The sequence below is a fragment of the Corynebacterium choanae genome (assembly GCF_003813965.1).
In the GTDB taxonomy this organism is placed as follows: domain Bacteria; phylum Actinomycetota; class Actinomycetes; order Mycobacteriales; family Mycobacteriaceae; genus Corynebacterium; species Corynebacterium choanae.
The window spans coordinates 2,056,502-2,073,856 of sequence record NZ_CP033896.1 but is presented as its reverse complement, the minus strand read 5'-3'; the positions used below and the strand labels follow the sequence as shown (position 1 = coordinate 2,073,856).

Annotated in this window: 15 protein-coding genes, 2 tRNA genes and 1 pseudogene; 8 read left to right on the top strand and 10 right to left on the bottom strand. The window is 56.4% G+C overall.

Translation table 11 applies throughout. The annotated features are described in order from the left end of the window. Positions 1-197: 197 nt before the first annotated feature. Positions 198-1,052, top strand: a complete 855-nt coding sequence (locus CCHOA_RS07510; RefSeq protein WP_123928958.1) for an ABC transporter ATP-binding protein — start codon at positions 198-200, stop codon at positions 1,050-1,052. Next, entirely contained in the window at positions 1,045-2,709 is a 1,665-nt protein-coding gene (locus CCHOA_RS07505) for a hypothetical protein (RefSeq protein WP_123928955.1), read from the top strand. Before CCHOA_RS07510 ends, CCHOA_RS07505 begins: the two co-directional genes overlap by 8 nt. A 212-nt stretch (positions 2,710-2,921) precedes the next feature. Here CCHOA_RS07505 and CCHOA_RS07500 read toward each other — a convergent pair whose 3' ends face one another. After that, the gene (locus tag CCHOA_RS07500; RefSeq protein WP_123928952.1) at positions 2,922-3,383 is read right to left on the bottom strand and encodes a Fur family transcriptional regulator; all 462 of its coding nucleotides are present in this window, start codon (positions 3,381-3,383) and stop codon (positions 2,922-2,924) included. Between the two features lie 550 nt (positions 3,384-3,933). Between CCHOA_RS07500 and CCHOA_RS07495 the strand changes: the two genes are divergently transcribed. The 3 genes from CCHOA_RS07495 (at position 3,934) to CCHOA_RS07485 (ending at position 6,868) form a co-directional block, all read left to right on the top strand. Further along, positions 3,934-5,319, top strand: coding sequence for a glycine--tRNA ligase (locus CCHOA_RS07495; RefSeq protein WP_123928949.1), 1,386 nt, complete (start codon positions 3,934-3,936; stop codon positions 5,317-5,319). A gap of 361 nt (positions 5,320-5,680) precedes the next feature. Next, a complete protein-coding gene (locus CCHOA_RS07490) occupies positions 5,681-6,244 on the top strand; it encodes a hypothetical protein (RefSeq protein ID WP_123928946.1) in 564 nt (187 codons plus the stop codon). A gap of 102 nt (positions 6,245-6,346) precedes the next feature. After that, the gene (locus tag CCHOA_RS07485; RefSeq protein ID WP_123928943.1) at positions 6,347-6,868 is read left to right on the top strand and encodes a hypothetical protein; all 522 of its coding nucleotides are present in this window, start codon (positions 6,347-6,349) and stop codon (positions 6,866-6,868) included. Positions 6,869-6,962: 94 nt separating this feature from the next. On the opposite strand, the gene CCHOA_RS10685 is transcribed toward CCHOA_RS07485, so the two are convergent. Continuing rightward, complete coding sequence (locus tag CCHOA_RS10685; RefSeq protein ID WP_164472421.1) at positions 6,963-9,176, bottom strand: TPM domain-containing protein; 2,214 nt, start codon at positions 9,174-9,176, stop codon at positions 6,963-6,965. Between the two features lie 420 nt (positions 9,177-9,596). Between CCHOA_RS10685 and CCHOA_RS07475 the strand changes: the two genes are divergently transcribed. Then, positions 9,597-10,889 carry a deoxyguanosinetriphosphate triphosphohydrolase gene (locus tag CCHOA_RS07475; RefSeq protein ID WP_281273264.1) on the top strand — a complete coding sequence of 431 codons (1,293 nt, stop codon included), beginning with the start codon at positions 9,597-9,599 and terminating at the stop codon, positions 10,887-10,889. A gap of 31 nt (positions 10,890-10,920) precedes the next feature. On the opposite strand, the gene CCHOA_RS07470 is transcribed toward CCHOA_RS07475, so the two are convergent. Together CCHOA_RS07470 and CCHOA_RS07465 are read right to left on the bottom strand one after the other, a co-directional pair. Next, the gene (locus CCHOA_RS07470) at positions 10,921-11,301 is read right to left on the bottom strand and encodes a hypothetical protein (RefSeq protein WP_123928937.1); all 381 of its coding nucleotides are present in this window, start codon (positions 11,299-11,301) and stop codon (positions 10,921-10,923) included. Between the two features lie 94 nt (positions 11,302-11,395). Further along, positions 11,396-11,914: a guanyl-specific ribonuclease gene (locus CCHOA_RS07465; RefSeq protein ID WP_425453760.1), complete on the bottom strand. Its 519-nt coding sequence runs from the start codon at positions 11,912-11,914 to the stop codon at positions 11,396-11,398. Positions 11,915-12,262: 348 nt separating this feature from the next. Between CCHOA_RS07465 and dnaG the strand changes: the two genes are divergently transcribed. Next, complete coding sequence (gene dnaG / locus CCHOA_RS07460) at positions 12,263-14,152, top strand: DNA primase (RefSeq protein ID WP_123928932.1); 1,890 nt, start codon at positions 12,263-12,265, stop codon at positions 14,150-14,152. A 269-nt stretch (positions 14,153-14,421) separates the two neighbouring features. Here dnaG and CCHOA_RS07455 read toward each other — a convergent pair whose 3' ends face one another. Both CCHOA_RS07455 and CCHOA_RS07450 read right to left on the bottom strand, forming a co-directional pair. Beyond that, positions 14,422-14,667: a hypothetical protein gene (locus CCHOA_RS07455; RefSeq protein WP_123928929.1), complete on the bottom strand. Its 246-nt coding sequence runs from the start codon at positions 14,665-14,667 to the stop codon at positions 14,422-14,424. Between the two features lie 180 nt (positions 14,668-14,847). Continuing rightward, a tRNA-Asn gene (locus tag CCHOA_RS07450) sits at positions 14,848-14,919 on the bottom strand. A gap of 367 nt (positions 14,920-15,286) precedes the next feature. On the opposite strand from CCHOA_RS07450, the gene CCHOA_RS07445 reads away from it, so the two are divergent. After that, positions 15,287-15,360: transfer RNA gene (locus CCHOA_RS07445), tRNA-Ile, on the top strand. 285 nt (positions 15,361-15,645) lie between these two features. Here CCHOA_RS07445 and CCHOA_RS11055 read toward each other — a convergent pair. The 4 genes and pseudogenes from CCHOA_RS11055 to CCHOA_RS10940 form a co-directional block, all read right to left on the bottom strand. Continuing rightward, positions 15,646-15,780 (bottom strand): annotated as a pseudogene (locus tag CCHOA_RS11055) (site-specific integrase); the annotation flags it as partial. Beyond that, positions 15,728-16,090 (bottom strand): tyrosine-type recombinase/integrase, encoded by a 363-nt coding sequence (locus CCHOA_RS10945; protein WP_245992110.1) that lies wholly within the window; start codon positions 16,088-16,090, stop codon positions 15,728-15,730. The gene CCHOA_RS10945 and the pseudogene CCHOA_RS11055, both read right to left, overlap by 53 nt. 21 nt (positions 16,091-16,111) lie before the next feature. After that, positions 16,112-16,396 (bottom strand): tyrosine-type recombinase/integrase, encoded by a 285-nt coding sequence (locus CCHOA_RS10805; protein ID WP_206425779.1) that lies wholly within the window; start codon positions 16,394-16,396, stop codon positions 16,112-16,114. Positions 16,397-16,706: 310 nt separating this feature from the next. Then, a complete protein-coding gene (locus CCHOA_RS10940) occupies positions 16,707-17,219 on the bottom strand; it encodes a hypothetical protein (RefSeq protein ID WP_245992109.1) in 513 nt (170 codons plus the stop codon). Positions 17,220-17,355 lie beyond the last annotated feature (136 nt).

Genomic DNA, 17,355 nt, shown 5'->3' with positions numbered 1-17,355 from the left:
GGGAAGCGCTCCCACTGTCATGCTGCAGATAAGCTTCGATTGTGCCTGCCACATATCTCACGGGATTCCCAGAGGAGTTGAGGGTGATGCTTTCGGCTCTCAGTGGTGACTTACCTGCGGGTCGAGTTTCGTGTTGTGCCTGTTAGCAGATATGAAACAGGGAATACTGGCGGGGATTTTCGCTACAATTGTCCGACATGACAGGAAACATTGATCCGGGAAGTCCTGTCCTGGTGTGGGACCAGGTCAGTAAGCAGTTTGGCGACAAGCTTGCGGTGTCGAAGTTATCGCTGTCGATTCCGCGTGGAAGTTTTTTTGGGATCGTCGGTCCAAACGGGGCTGGGAAAACCACTGCGATCACTATCGCCTGCGGTCTGTTAGAACCCGACAGTGGGCGGGTGTTCCTGCACGGCCATGATGTGTGGAATGGCGGTGATATTGCAGCGAAACAAAGCTACGGGCTGCTAGCCGACGGGCTGGAAGTGTTCGATCGTCTTACCGGTGAAGAATATTTGTCCTATTTGGGCAGGCTGCGGGGTCTTGATGAGGCAACAATCGCTGCTCGTTCTGGTTCGCTGCTCGGGGCGCTTGGACTCAACGACGCCGCATCGAAGATGATTGTCGATTATTCCGCTGGAATGCGGAAGAAAATTCTCCTTGCAGGAGCGATGCTGCATCGGCCCCAATTGTTAGTGCTTGACGAACCATTAGAGGCGGTCGATCCGGTGAGCGCCGACACCATCAAGAAAATCCTGCACCGGTTTGTCGCCGGTGGCGGCACTGTCGTGATCTCTTCCCACGTGATGGAACTAGTAGAGACAATTTGTGACCATGTTGCGCTTATTGCCGACGGGCAGGTTGCTGTCGCCGGCACGCTCGACGAAGTACGCCAGGGACGCACGCTCGCGCAAACCTTCGTAGATACTGTTGGTGCAGGAGCGTTAGAAGAGCAGACCTTGGACTGGCTCGATAAATCCGCAAATGGTCACGACCAGTCACCATCTGCCGGCCGTGTACTGCCTCAGACGCACACAAGGGGTACTGATGAGTAATGATCACGTCTCCGCACCCCAGGTGCTGCTGCCAGCAGATACCGGTCCTCGTGCACAGTCAGCGGTTGCGAATTCCACTATTACCCGGACACTGATTTCGCTGCACTGGCGGCTATTGCGCGCCTGCCTGCGGCGAAGTAAACAACTCTGGGTGATGATCATATTGGTGTGGCTGTATGCGGTGCCATCGACGATTGCCTTGGGTTTTGTCTCGTATGAGCAGATCACTGCCGGGAATTTGACGGTGCTAGCTCGGCCGTTGGCTATCGGGGTGGTGGCCTATTGGATGCTGGCGATGATGTTTCCCTCTGGTGAACAGCAGATCACTCCGGCATGGTTTTCGACAATGCCGCTTCGGCCCGCACAAATTTTGCCCGGCATGGCTGTGGCGGGATTATTACAAACCCGCGGTCTGCTGGTGGTTATCAATTCCATTATCACCGGTGTGTTCACCGGGGTTGCACTTGCTGATGCCGGCCAGCTGTGGCTGCTCGGCCCCTATATCGTGGCGTTGGTGATTGCGGCGCTGCTGTGTGTGGTGGGCAGTGAGGTACTCACCAGTATCGGCTATGCGCAAGCACATGCTTCGCGGCGGATGAAAGATATAAAAATCGCCGGATCCACCGTGATGATGGTCATCGCGGTGATCGCTTTCAACATGGTGGTCAACGGCAACCTAGGACGATATTCCGATGTGGTGGATCAGATCCTGGTGTGGTCGCCGATGGGGGCTCCCGGTGGGATGGTTGCAGCCCTTGGGGAAGGCAATCTTTTCGTTGCAGCTATTCGTTTGTGTATCGCTGTGGTTCTGCTTCCACTTGGCGTGCTGTGGTGGCGAAGAAATGTCATGCTCGGCATGAAATTGGGGCTTGCACACCAGGTAGCATCGCTTGGTGACACTCGTGGTTTTGCGTTGGCGAAAATCCCCCGCAATCCGATCCTGTTGCAGGCGTGGCGAACTCTCGTCTATTACCGGCGCGACATACGGCAATTTATTTCGCTGATTACCATGCCACTATTTGTTGTGGTGTTCACCTTCCTTGGGGTAATCAACGATTCCCAGCCATTTTTATGGTACGGCGGACCGGTGGTGGTGCTGTTTGCCACATCGATCCTGGCGAACCATCTCGGAGTTGACGGTCCGGCAAACTGGATTCACCTGGTGAGCAATGTTCGCGCCCGGGATGTGCAGCTTGGTAAAGCGGCCGCTATTGCGCTGATCAGCGTCCCGCAGATGCTTTTTGTCACCTTGTTGACCGGGATAATCCGGGATTTCAACGACAATTGGGCGATCATCAACATCACGTTTTGGTGTGCGCTGGTGTTGGGCATTGGGCTTGGGCTGTTGCTGGCAGTACGGCTGCCGTATGCCACTGCCCGGCCGGGAACGAACCCCTACTCTGATAAATCCCAATATGGTTCGAGTGCGTTTGTGTCTTCGCTGCTGGCGATTGTTGTGGTGTGGTTGCCGCTGTTGCCGGGAATTGTTGCGATGATCGTCGGTGTAAAGATGGAAAGCAGCGGATGGATCATCGGTGGCGTGATCTGGGAGCTTGCGATAGCTATTGGTGTCACCTGGTTGCTTGTTCGGTATTCAATCCGATATCTCGACAAGCATTGGGTGCAGATTTTCGCCAAGGTTCGCACCTATGCCTAAATCGGGTGGATGTTTCACAAAGTGTCCACCGGTCAACCCTTTGTTGCGTGCCGGCCGGCAGTGGTAGTCCGCTGCTGGCCGCCACGTGTTACAGCCCGCGGGTGAACATAGCCCAATTGGCACTATGCAACCGGCGTTTCCACTGCCCGCCTGGATAGGGTTGTTTGGTGAGGGCCGGTGGGCAGCTGTATCGGTGTGGTTTCGTGTGCAGGTTAGGAATCTGTTGGCGCGTCGATGGTTGGGGTAGCGGTGGGATCGTTTTGGCAGGTGGCGCAAACACCGAACACTTCAGCGGTGTGGCCAGTGACCTGAAAACCGAAGCCTTTTGCTTCGCGTGCCGCCCATTTCTCTACCGGGCCGCCGGCGATTTCATGGGTGAGCCCGCAAGCCACGCACACGAGATGGTGATGGTGATGGTCGGTGTCACACGACCGGTAGAGCGATTCGCCACTAGCCATATGCAGCACATCGACCGCATTAATATCGGCCAGTGACTGCAGGGTGCGGTACACAGTGGTCAGTCCGACCGATTCCCCCCGTTCATGAAGCACCGCATAGATCTGTTTTGCGGAGGCGAAATTGTCAATATCGCGCAGTACTTCGACAACCGCAGTTCGCTGCCGGGTGCTGCGCACCCCAAGTTTCGGAATGTGCTTGTCATTTGCTGCAGCCATGTGAGGGTGTGTCCTTGGAATACCTTTGATAGGGGATGCTGTGCTGTTGTCGGGGCATCTAGTAAAAGGATGCCGTCGCTGTGGTTGATATTGGCGCCATCGCAGCACAATAAGTGTTATTAGGCAATCTACCAATTCTTGGCCGTTGGTGCGGGACTCAACCAGTGGACACCCTGCCGCGAACAAGTCATACCGTCACCGAAAACTGTGCAGTGCACAGCGAAAACATGCGCTGGTTGGCAAGCCCTGTGCGCCGGTGATCGCGTTACAGCTAGCCGGGTTCGTGGTGGTCAATAGTGGTGTTGTACACCCATGGTGCTGCGTGGGGCCACCTGCTGTGGTGCAGCATGTGGACAGCAATTGCCTGCAATGACTTGCAAGCGATGAGTCGTGGCACTGTTGCTTGGATTGCGGGTCGTCCAGCGCTCTGTGCTGGTCAGGTGAAACGATGGAGCGAAGGCAGGCTATGATGTGACGTTGAGCTTTCTTTCGACAGTGGTGACTGTCGGGGCCGTCAGTATTATTCGACAAAAGTAAGGATTGAAGCACTGTGGGCAAACAGTCCAAGATTGAAACCGTAGCGAACCTGTGTAAACGTCGTGGGTTTGTCTACCCTTGCGGCGAAATCTATGGCGGCACCCGTTCCGCCTGGGACTACGGTCCGCTTGGTGTGGAGCTGAAGGAAAACATTAAAAAGCAGTGGTGGCGTTCCATGGTCACCTCCCGGCCGGATGTGGTCGGCTTGGATTCTTCCGTCATTCTGCCTCGTCAGGTGTGGGTTTCTTCCGGTCACTTGGAAGTGTTTACCGATCCACTGGTCGAATCGCTGTACACCCACAAACGCTACCGTGCAGATCATTTGCTGGAAGCCTATGAGGAAAAGCATGGGCATCCGCCAGCAAACGGCTTGGCTGATATTAACGATCCAGAAACTGGCCAGCCCGGCAAGTGGACGGAGCCACGGGAGTTCTCTGGGATGTTGAAAACGTTCCTTGGCCCTGTCGATGATGAGGAAGGTTTGCACTATCTACGCCCGGAGACCGCGCAGGGCATTTTTGTGAACTTTAAAAATGTGCAAACCACGGCCCGGATGAAGCCGCCGTTTGGTATCGCCCAGATCGGTAAATCGTTCCGTAACGAGATCACCCCCGGTAACTTTATTTTCCGCACCCGCGAGTTTGAGCAGATGGAGATGGAATTCTTCGTCAAACCGGGCGAGGATGAAACCTGGCATCAGTATTGGATCGATCACCGTTTCAACTGGTATGTCGATTTGGGTATTGATCCGGAGAATTTGCGGCTCTACGAGCATCCACAGGAAAAGCTGTCGCACTACTCGAAGCGCACCGTCGACGTGGAATATGCCTTCGAGTTTGCTGGTTCGAAGTGGGGCGAGCTGGAAGGGGTGGCTAACCGCACCGACTTTGACTTGTCTACTCATGCCAAGGGCAGTGGTGAGGATCTGTCCTATTTTGATCAGACGACGAATGAACGCTGGACGCCGTATGTGATTGAACCGGCGGCTGGTCTTGGCCGGTCGATGATGGCCTTCCTGGTTGATGCCTACCATGAGGATGAAGCGCCCAATGCTAAGGGTGGCGTGGACAAGCGGGTGGTGCTGCGACTGGATCGCCGGCTGGCTCCGGTGAAGGTGGCAGTGCTGCCGTTGTCGAAGAAGGACACCCTGACCCCGCTGGCTGAAGAGATTGCAACGAAACTGCGCGGCCTGTGGAATGTGGACTATGACGTCGCTGGGGCGATTGGTCGCCGCTATCGTCGCCAGGATGAGATTGGTACCCCGTTCTGTGTGACGGTCGATTTCGATTCGCTAGAAGATCATGCGGTCACTGTTCGCGAACGTGACACCATGGAGCAGCAGCGGATCCCGATCGACGAGTTAGTGACCTATCTTGGCGGTGAACTTGCCGGCTGCTAGCGGCTATCAGCTGTGACAGCGGCTGCGGGGGTTGCTTGCTGCTGTCGGAAGAACCAGGTCACCGCGGGTTGCTGCGTATTGCAGCTGCCTGCTTGTCGTGGCGATATTGATCAATAGTGCACAGCAATCCGTCGAAACGTTACAACTTTCGGCGGATTTGCTTGTACGATCATTGATGGATTTGCTCGGGCTCGTGGTGGGGCTGTGTCATCGCGCAGTGCCTTGCCTAGCTGCGGTGAACATCGGTGATGCGCGCGGCATCGGCGGGCATTGTCGGCTGTTGGGCGACCATCCACCTGGTTTTTTCTATTGTTAAGTACGAAGTTTGTTTTTCCGCTGTGAGGATTGTGACTGTTTAACTATGCAACTGGAACGCGAAGCGCTGCACACACTGTCCTGGTCGAAATTAGAAAACACAAATGCGGGTCACATCCAAACGCTGAAGGACGCCACCGGTTCGACGGTCGCGCAGGTTACCACTGACGGTGCCGAGCAGCTTCTCACCGTGCAAGGACAGGCTGCCCCGTGGAAACTCACCGGCTCGAAGGATGCTGGACTTACCGCCTTGTTGCCGGGGGGACAGGTGTTTACTGCTACCGGTCGTGACCGGCAGATCGGGCGGGCAACAGTGATCGATGTGGATTGCACCCGCAACACCTATGTGCTGCTCAATGAGACAAAGCAGGATTGGGTGATTGACGATGCGCAAGGCAACACCATCGCCCAATTCACCGGTGCCGGACATGGGGTGCGGGCACCGTCGATCGAATTTCGGGAAGGCGTGGTGCTCCCCGATGATGAGGCAGTGTTTTTAAGCTGGATCGCCCGGGAGGCGCTAGCCTCGAAACTGTTGAGCTCAACAGCATCGTTGACGATCTCCCTGGTGTTTGTCACGATTTTTGTGTTGTTGGTGTTTTTCCTGTAACACTGCGGTGCCGTCTCACGCTGTGGGGTCGTCTCTTATCGGGATGCCGTTACTACGGGCGTGGGGGGTGATGGTGCCTGGCGCTGGGGCCAAAGGAGCCTTATGGATGAGCAGCACAAGGACATTGGGGTGCCAATTCCTTCCCCGACCAACCATAGCGGTGATCCGCGCTGGCGGTGGTACGACGGGCAGCTTTTGGACAGCCACCACACTGCGGTTGCGTGGCTGCGGGAAGGTGTGCTGCATGTGGGGGATCATCGACTGCTGGTGCAGTGGTATTCGGGCGGTTGGCGACTGTGCATGCGGGCAACCACCGCTACCGGTCAAGTGTTGACGATCCGCCCAGTGTGGTGGCGTCCCCACACCTATATTGCACACTGTCACCCGCAACGTTATGTGATTCGGCATGTTTCCCGTCAGCAGCAGGTGGTGGTTCGTGGCGAAGTCGGGGAAATCTTTGCGCTCGATGTGGCTGACGATGCGACTTGTTTAATAAGCCTTGGTGTTGGTGCGGAAGTCACCGCTGATCCGCATTTCGTGCTACTGGTGGTGTGCGCCGCGACACTCGTCGGGGCGCACACCTCTAGCACTCCCTGTACACCCGTCGTCGGGGATGAAGCCTGACAAGCTGGGAAACCAAACCAAGGGCAAGCCGCGCTGGCAGGTGTTGGTTTGGCGCTAGCCGCCCCACCGGCAGGGCGAGTGCGGCATGTCCAAGTTAGAAACTTCCGCCGCGGAATCCGCCCCCGCCGCCGAAACCACCGCCGCGGAATCCGCCGCCACCACCGAAGCTGCCACCGCTACCGAATCCGCCGCCCCCAAATCCGCCATGGGAGCGATGATGATTATTCAACATGGAATTGACCAGTGCACCGGCGATAAACGCACCCATGTTGGAATTTCCGCGACTGTTGTAGCGGGGTGCAAGCTGCTGCTGGTAACGCTGCATATCCCGATTCGCGGCAGCAACCGCGGCGGCTGCCTGCCGATCAGCTTGCCGGGCAAATCCCATTGCTGCATCAATACTGCCACTGCGGCCATTTAACGCCTGTGCATAGGATCGCTTCGCCGCAGCTAACGCTGTCCGGGCGTCGGCACCGATCGCACTTGGGCGAGTATCAACCAACTGATCAGCAACAGTGATGTTCGTTGCGGCTGCCTGCAACAGTTGATCAACAAGTGACGACTTCCGTTCAACCGTGGTCACCTGCTGTTTGACTGCAGCAAGGAGTTCATCAAGTTCCGCGTCCAAATCGGTGAGCGTCGCTAACGTTCCCAACGGGTCAGTTGTCGCCGCTGTGGCAGCATCCGCCAGGAGTTGTTTCGCCTTCTTCAACTCGGCGGCAGTCTGTTCCGGATTGCTGCTGACCAGTGCAGTTGTTCCCGACTCTTGCAGAATCCGCTCGAGCTCGGCGAGCTCATCGGTGATCTCTGCGCGCAAACTGGCAATAGTGCTATCCGCATGCGCCAAGGTAGGTCCTGCCTGGTCAACGGCAGCAAGCAGCGTCTGGGTTTGGGTGAGGTTATCACTGACACCCCGCAGATAATCGACAATGAGCCCTTGACTATCTGACGGGGCGCCAAGCATGTTGCGCGCCTGATCGAGCAGATCCTCCGCGGAGGCAATGTGCGCTTTTGCCAATGCGACATGCTGGTTGACTGGGGCAACCACCGATTCCGGATAGCGGTTAGCCAACGCTGCTGCTTGTTTCTTTGCTGAAGGTATAGCCGCCGACAGCTCCACTAACTGCTTGGTATATTCTTCGATCTTCGCAGGTGCCTGCACGAGCAAATCGATTAATTCCGCAAAATTGTCTGCCTGCTCCGCTAAAGCCTGGTCGGCAGTGCCACAATCGCTAATCACACTGACTAATCCGGCCCGCAGCTCAGCATCACTTGGGCGGCCAGCGGTTAGTTCATGGAAGGTGTGAAACGCACGCTGCAGCGTTGTAGTGGAACGGTTCATCGCGGCTGTGAAACTTCGTGTCTTTTCCGGTCCAAACTCAGCAGTCGCCTGGGCAAGTTCGTCGGTGGCACGCCGATTCAACTGATCGGTAGAAGCGAGTTCCTCTTCCGCGCGTTGCCGCAGGATCGCCAGCGGCAGCTTCGATAACGTGACAGTGTCTGCCGGGTCAATAGTGCGTGCCTGCTCGATGGTGACCGACGCACCACTGCCGATCGCCCGTGGCGACGAAGACTCCACTGCGCGTCGACCGTTTGACCGTTTCGCCAGTCGATAGACGACAAACGCTCCTCCGCCAAGCAGCACCGCACCACCAACACCACCCAACAGTCCCGGGGTATTGGCAGTCGACGTCGAATTAGTGGTTGAGCCTGGGGACTGTGCTCCGCCCTGTGGTGGGGTGGCGACAGGAGTAGAGGACGGCACGCCGCCAGGGGCTGGTGTTGCACCTGCGTTACTGAACTGTGCAGCTTGTTGCACGATGTGTTCTGCGGCGGCATAAAAATCCCCTTGGGCAAGCGCTGCCCGCACCCGACTGTCAAGCGCATCAATTGCAGATTCGGCTACCGCGCCCTGCTGGTAGGCAATCGAATAACGATTCGGTTGGGTTTGCACACCTAAACCGATAAAACCCGGATTGGAATGTGTGGCAGTTTGCTCAGCTGCCCACTGCTGCGGGGATCCGCCGATATCGGTGACAAACGCAATCAGCACATCGCCGCCGGCGTCGCGCACCGCAGCGATCTCATTGGTTAACGCGTTGATCTCTGCGGTGGATAAAACACCTAATTCGTCGATCACTCCACTGTCGACTGCTGTGGCCGGCTGTGCCACAATCATCGCTGGTGCCATCTGTTCGGCGGCAGCATACGGCAGTAGGGTACCGGCCAAGCCACAGCCGGTGGCAGCACCAATAAGCAGAAGACGAGCAGCAAGACGGCGGGATGAACGGGGGAAACTCTCAGCCATAACATTCCATCCTAACGGCAATTCGCTACCGCGGGCGAAGATCAGTGAAAGGCAACCGGTGGGGAGGAAACCCTTGTTGCGGCCAGCGTTTCGGTATTTGGCACACCCGTCCGCAAATAGCTGGCAGACAGCGTGGCACAAGCACGGCACAAGCACGGCACCTGTTCGCCACGATTGTCGCTTAGTGCACGGTGTGTAACGGTTGTGCACCACGACCTTGGAGTTCCGCGTGTCAAGGGTGAATTAGTGGCTGCGGCAACTAGCCTGCTTAACAGCAGAACAAAAGCCTTGAAAATCAACCTGTTTGCGACGCTGGTTGGGCAACGAGGCTGATGACGTCCCCGGTAAACGTTCACGATGGGTAACCGTCACGCACACCTGAACACAACACGACCACACAAGGATGGTGACTTCGCCGAAGTGGATACACAACGATCCCCATATCGCTACACAGTCGACGACTGTGCACGTCTTTTGCCTGAAGCTGCGAAAACACACCATCTTGTGGATTCCCCAGAACTACGGCATCCCTTCGCCCGCGACCGGGCACGGGTGCTGCATTCGGCGGCGTTTCGACGTCTCGCGGACAAAACCCAAGTCGTCGGCCCGCAAGCCGGCGATACACCGCGCACACGGCTCACCCATTCCCTGGAAGTCGCGCAGATCGCGCGGGCAATTGGCACCGGGTTGGGTGCTGATCCGGACTTGTGTGAACTCGCCGGTCTCACCCACGACATTGGGCATCCCCCATATGGGCATAATGGGGAAGTAGCGCTAAACGAACTCGGAGCCGACTGTGGGGGCTTTGAAGGAAACGCCCAAACTTTGCGGATTCTTGGCCGCCTTGAACCGAAAATTCTCGACGAGGAAGGCAACTCATACGGGTTGAACCTCACTCGTGCGGCACTCGATGCAGCGTGCAAATATCCGTGGACACGCACCAACCCAGATGGCAGTGTTAACCGAAAATACGGCTGTTATGACGAAGACCTGGCACTGTTGCAATTTGCGCGAGCAGGGCACGTTGAAGGCTCTCGCATTCCGCCATTGGAAGGGCAGGTGATGGACTTTGCCGACGACATTGCCTACAGCGTGCACGATGTGGAAGATGGCATCATCGCAGGGCGGATCAGTTTGGCGGTGTTGTGGGACTTTGTTGAACTGGCATCATTGGCTAATCGGGGCGCAGAAGTCTACGGTGGCAGCCCCGAAGAGCTGCTGGCCGCCGCGGACCGGCTTCGGCAGCTTTCCAGTGTTATTGCGGCGGCCGAGTTTTCCCCCACACTTAAAGGACTGGCCGGATTGAAACGACTCACCAGTGAACTGGTTGGCCGCTACATTGGGGCAACCATTGCCGCAAGTAACCAGCACAATGAGCCTATTGCTGATCGGTTGCATGGTCAGGTTGTTCGCCCGGCGGAAGTGCAGGCAGAAGTGACTCTGCTAAAAACCCTCGCTGTGCTCTATGTCATGGATGAGCCATCCCACTTGTCAAACCAAGATCGGCAACGTGATCGCATCGCGCGTGTTTTCGACTTCTACCAGCTCACCGCTCCGGAAAGCCTTGACCCGATGTTTGCTGCCTGGTTTGTCCAAGCAGAAAATGATGCGGCGAAAACCCGTGTGATCATTGATCAGATCGCCTCCTTGACGGAAACCGCACTGCAGACTGTGGCGAAACGTGCCCACAGTATCGCCTCTTTCTACGGCTAACCTGTGCGGTGTGCCGCGCCGCGGCAGTGTGTTACACCGTGTGTTGCTGTCTGGATGTCGAAGGCTCGTTCGCGGGATCGTGGATGAGCAGCGACTGACCGGTTTCGCGAAACACTGTCCACCACAGCAGCTGGCGGTGCAGCGGCAATGTTGCTGCCCTGGTTGCTACGACAGTTACCGGCGGGATCGAGGATAAAAGATCTGCCAGCCCGTCGAGATTCTGCGGAATTGCCGTGACTTGCGTGCCATTAGCTGCGGTGATCTGCTCACCGATCGCGGTAATCAGCTGCCGTTCGCTACTGCTGCCAGTGTGTGCTGCGCGACCGGTTGTGTCGGAAGGTGCATTAATCACTATCAGTGTGCGGGCGGGATACTGCGAAAGCTGGGAATGTACTGCTGGGTGAAGCGTCATGGTGTGGTCTTCCATTAAGAAAAATTCGACCCGAACATATAGGGAGCAAGACGCTCATCCGGGAACGTGGTGAGTGTCGGAGCTTGTGAAGCTTTTACCGAGTATTGTCGCCACCAGGGGCATCAGGGATGAAGCAGAAACTGTCGTAATGGTCGCTGGTATAAAACCATCCCTCAGGTTGGGTGCCTTGCCCGCCGGTAACAATCCGGCGTGCCCCGCGGTGCGAAACACCCGGAGTTGGGACAGTGTATTCCCGGTAATAATTTCGCGGCTGTTTCGGCAAATGCCCTTCATAGTTGCCAAACCGGGTGCCGTCATTGGCCGGATAAGGAAACGGTCCGCCCTGCACAATCTGTGCAATGGTTGATTGTGCCTCCTTCGGCAAACTTGTAACCGGGCACTCGGTAAGTCCGCTAGTGTTCGGTGCACCATCAGAGGATTGGGAATTTGCCGTCGATAGTCGCGGGGAGGTGGGCGAAGTGCTGACGCGGGCAGTGGGGGAGCTACTGACAGTGGGGTGGCGATTTGTCGTCGAAGATGAAGGCTGACTTGCACTGGTGGGAGGGGAGGAGACGGTGCTCGACGAAACAGGGTTTTGTCCTGGTTGGTCAATATTGAGTCCAAAATATGCAGCGATTGCGGTCAACACCGAAATGACCAGCGCCAGCAGGCCTTTATTCCGCAGCAGATTCGACATAGCGCTTTAGTGTAATCCGAAAAGCGACAAACGGCATTGCATGGCATCGCGCAGTGCCGGAGACGCTGCAACAGTAGTCACTTCCGATCTGTTAAGACTACTTGCACTCGCCCGGGTTGGGAGTGGTGGGGTGGCGATGGGCAGCAGATCCGTGGCCGTCTACTGCACAGGGAATGAACAATTTTCGGCCTGATTTCGGGTTTATCCACAGCTGCGACAGGCCAAAATCCAACCTTGCTGCCAATGTTCACTACCATGTGCTCTATGGCTGCTCGACGTATTCCCGAAAAAGACATCGCTGAGATTCGAGAGCGCACCGCTATCGAGGAGATCGTCTCGGAATATGTGCAGCTCAAACCGGCTGGGGCGGACTCGCTGAAGGGGCTTTCCCCCTTTAAAGACGAGCGAACCCCATCATTTCATGTGCGTCCACAACGCGGCTTTTTTCACTGTTTTTCGACCGGGAAAGGCGGAGACGTTTTTACCTTCCTCATGGAGGTCGAACATGTCACCTTCCCGGAAGCAGTAGAGATCTGCGCCGACAAGATTGGCTACCACATCAACTATGAGGGTGGCGGCACCTCGACCCGCACAGAACCAGGCACCCGCAAACGGCTCATTGAAGCCAACAAACTCGCCCACGAGTTTTACCAGGAACATCTCATCACCGCTGAAGCCGCAGTTGGTCGGGAATTTTTAGCCCAGCGAGGGTTCGGTCGTGCGGATGCTGAAACCTTTGGGTGCGGCTACGCCCCCGATGGTTGGGATACGTTGACTAAGCATCTTCTGGGGCGTGGGTTTAGTGCGAAGGAACTCATTGATGCGGGACTCACCTCGCAGGGGCGGCGAGGGCCGATCGACCGTTTCCACCGGCGGCTGCTCTGGCCGATCAAATCAGTAACCGGTGAAGTCATTGGGTTTGGCGCCAGAAAGCTGTTTGACGACGATAAACTCGGCAAATACATCAACACTTCAGAGACGATGCTTTACAAGAAGTCGAAGGTACTCTTCGGTCTTGACTTGGCGAAACATGCTATCGCGGAGCATCATCGGGCAGTCATTGTGGAAGGTTATACCGATGTGATGGCGATGCATGCTGCCGGGGTGACGGAAACAGTTGCAGCCTGCGGTACCGCATTCGGTGATGAACACCTGCATTTGCTGCGCCGGTTTTTAACCGAGGATTCCTTCTTCCATGGAGAAGTGATTTACACCTTTGACGGCGACGAGGCCGGACAGAAAGCCGCATTACGGGTTGCCAACGGCGATCAACAATACATGTCCGCTTCGTTTGTGTGCGTCGCCCCTGATGGGCTTGATCCATGTGATCTTCGCCTGCAGCATGGCAATAAAGCTTTAGCAGAGCTGGTTGCCACGAGACTTCCTATGGTTGAGTTCGTGGTTCGTACCCTGCTGTCTGGCTACGATTTGTCGTCAGCTAACGGTCGCCATCAAGCATTGCAACGGGTTGCCCCCCATATTGCCCGGGTGGATGATGCGATGCTGCGGAAAAACTATGCCCGGGACGCTGCAGGGTGGATTGGTTGGTCAGATGAGCGGGAAGTTGTCGACCTTATCGAACGGCTGCATAAGCAGCCACCCAAGCAGCAGCACAGCAAACGGCAGCAGATTGTGGTGCCCTCGGGTGGGACACAAGAGTCTTCGCTGCGGCTGCCTGATCGTCGTAGCAGGCGGCTTTACCCGGAGCGGGAAACCATCAAACTTGCGCTGCAATACCCGCAGCTTCTAGGGCAAAGCTTTGACCAAACAGTCGACGAATTGTTTACCGATCCGACGTATCAACGTATCGCTGGGGCGATCAGAAGTACTGGGAGTCTCACTACTGTCAAACCGGGGGCTACCTGGTTGAGCGAAGTCGCGGACAATGTTGGTGATTTTGCGGGTGCCTCGTTGGTCAGTGAGCTTGCCATGGAAGAGATCAGGTGTGATGAGGACGCCCTGGGGGCGTATGCCCGCAGTATTTTAGCCAGTCTCGTCGATGCGTTTATTGGCAACATGATTGCTCAGCTCAAAGGTCAACTGCAGCGAATGCGACGCGACAGCGATCCAGCCGCCTATGATGAACTTTTTTCTCGGATTATCGCGCTGGAAACACAGCGCAAAGCCAATAAAAAGACCATATCTGGTGTGTGAGTGGGATCCCCCCCCCAAGACCCATGGTGGCTTGGGTGGCTCACTGTTAAGCGACAAGTGCTGTATGCGCAGTGTTTGCCTTTACCGCAGAACAACAGGTACCGCTTGCACCCGGAGTGTCTCTTTAAAGACGAAAAACACCCCATTGGACTGGTTGAGTATTGAACCAGCTTCCATGGGGTGCATTGGTAGAAAAGCAGTGAAGTTTTTGCAAGCAAGCAGTGCTCTATCAAGAAGTGGGGCACTCTCGCCTTGCATTGGTCTTGCTGCTAGTCGTCGTCGCGTTGCAAGACTTGATAGTTCATGCCGTCTTTGGAGAGGTTTTTTACTTCCTTCATCCGTGGTTCAGGGTCAAGCTTGTTTGCGACGGCTTTGCGGGTCGCTTTCACTGCCGCTTTTGCTACTGGTGAATTCACGGCAGCCTGATAGCCGGTGCGGATTTGTTCGTAGCGCTTCCGGCCTGCTTTCGTACCCAGCAGATATCCGGCAGCAGCGCCAACAACGAATTGAATCATGAACTTCCCTCGTACTAGAGCAGGCCTGGTGGTGATATCCAGGCACTGTACCAACTGTACCGGTTGCGGGCTGCAGTGGTGGCGTTGGCCGTAGCTAATAGGGTGCTGCCCACAGCGGCGATAGATGAAGCTGGTGATGAACGAAAAAACCGACTAGGAATCCTAGCCGGTTTATCGTTGCTCCCCATGCTGGACTCGAACCAGCAACCCTTCGATTAACAGTCGAATGCTCTGCCATTGAGCTAATGGGGAATTGAATTGTGTTGTTGCTGCGGTGCTGTGCTCCGTGGCAACGAAAAGAAACTATAGCTAGCCTTGGACGTTAATGGCAAATCGCCAGGTAGTGACGAGTTTTCTAGGCATGTTTTGAAGGGTTGGTGCGCTACGGTGACATTGTGCAGGAAAGTGGCGGGTGTGTGTCCAAGTCTGATCAGTCACAGGAAAGCGACTCGGGAGCGGAGCAGTAGGGATAGGGGAGTGTTGGCAGTGCGGAAAATAGCTCATTTCCTGCAATGTTTTCGAAAACGGAGAGGGGTGCTCGTCGTGAACAGCTGCGCGGGCTATACTGTTGCCAGCGTTGAGATGAGGCGGCAAACCTTGTCGTCTCGTTGTCAACCGTGGGGCTATAGCTCAGTCGGTTAGAGCCGCGGACTCATAATCCGTTGGTCCCGGGTTCGAGCCCCGGTGGCCCCACAAATGCCCCCTACCAGTTTTAGCTGGTAGGGGGCTATTTTTTATGATTAAAACAGACGCATTTCCTATTTTCCGCTCTAAATCCGCTCTAACATCAGGGAAAGTCAGGGCAAACCAGGGCACGTTTTCGCACTTGTGAGCTAGACGCAGCACACCCCATTTTTACGAAACCCGCGCCGCTACAGCATCCCCCAACAGCATCGCCACCGTGTCCAAATCATCATCGAAAAGATCCGCATACGTGTCCAGCGTCATCGCCGCGGTCGCGTGCCCCAATTGCCGCTGCACCACCTTCACATTCGCGCCCGCTGAGATCAACAACCCCGCCGCCACATGACGCAGACCGTGCGGGGTAATCCTAGGAAAATCAGGATCGAGCTGCTGGCAGCGGGTAACCGCGCGCGAAAAACCCGCTTCCAGCGTTCTGTTTCCGCAGCGGCATGCCGTCACTGGAGAAAAACACCCACGCCGTTTTTGGCTTACCGGCTGTTTGCTGTGCGAGCATCCGCAGCACCGACATGGTGACCGACACCTGTCTAGGTTTGCCGTTTATAGGTGTGCCCAACACCAGCTCGCTTTGAAGCCACGACACGCTACGAGCGATCGTAATTCTGCCCCGGTCATGGTCAATATCGCCCACCTGTAAGCCGGCGGCTTCACCCCACCGCAGCCCCACAGTGCCAAGCAGCCACACGAGGGTGGCGTGATCGCCGGAATGTTCTGCCACCATAGCGAGCTGTTCCAGGGTGAGTTAGACCTTGACGGGCGGGTTTCTACGCGGCAGCGATATTCCGCGCGCCGGGTTCGTGGTGATGAGGCGGTCGTCGACGGCGAGGTCAAGGATTTGGGCGAGTATCGCGTGTTGCTCACGCGCGGTTTTCCCAGAGATGGGCATTGCCGATACCCACGCCTGCACCTCCGAGGAGCGGATCGACGCGATTCGCCGCGTACCCCAGTCCGGAATGATTCGTGCGGAAAGAATCTGCGAATACCCTGCCACTGTCGATGGTTTGAGTTCTGTTTTCCGGCGATCCATGTTTCAGCGGGGGTGGCTACTGTCACGTTTCCGGCACCTGGGTCGACCCATGTGCATGTGTTGATGGCGGTGGTGTTTTCCGCCGCCCACGCCTGCGCCTGCACCTTTGTCTTGAAACCCTGCATGGTGCGGGGTTTTGCCTGCTGGTTCGCGATACTGCACCCGCCACGCGGTGCCTGTTGCGGTCTTATATTTTTGGATCGGCGCCATGATATGCTCCTATATGGGTCTGGCGCAGTTTCCTGCGTGGGCTTGCTTACACCCCCGCCTACCACTTGGGTTCTCAAATTCGGTGGTAGGCGGGGCTTTTTTAGTTAAAAGTGCAGGATGTGGATGTTCGATCCGGCAGGGTGATCGCCACCGACATCAGCGGGGATGGGTTGAAATACTTGGCCATTGCCTCCGGGATAGGGAGCCGCCCATTGCCTGGGGTAGTCCAGGGAAGCATGGACGGCTTGATCGTCCGCTTCTCAAGCTCCGAATACACGCCATAATGCACAAGCTTGCCGGATTCCACGAACAGCTCGGCATTGGTGAGTTTCCCGCCGTCTACCGCATTGAGGGTGGCGGTGTAGGTGTCCGGCAGGTCACCTTCCCACCAGAGCTCGGCAGTGCGGGTCTTCCCATCATCCGTACTCCACAATGAGGCTTTAGTCAGCGTCACCGGCGCACCATCGCTGGTGCAGTTCGTGGTCTCTACATCGGAGAAGGCGGCGGCTTCGGTGGTAGTGCTCGCAGAGGGGGGAACTTCGGGGCTGTCAGCTGAACAGCCGGTAAGCATCGTGATTGTGGCGATAGCGCCAATCGCTAGTAGGCGTCGCATTCGGAACCATTCGGTTCGTCTCGTAGGGCTTGCCGGGTGGCAAGCCAGGTTTTCAGGATGTGTTTTGTGACGTCGAGTTCTTCGCAGATCGCTGGTACGTCTCCCGGGGAGGGTTTCTGCCAGCCGGTATTCGCCG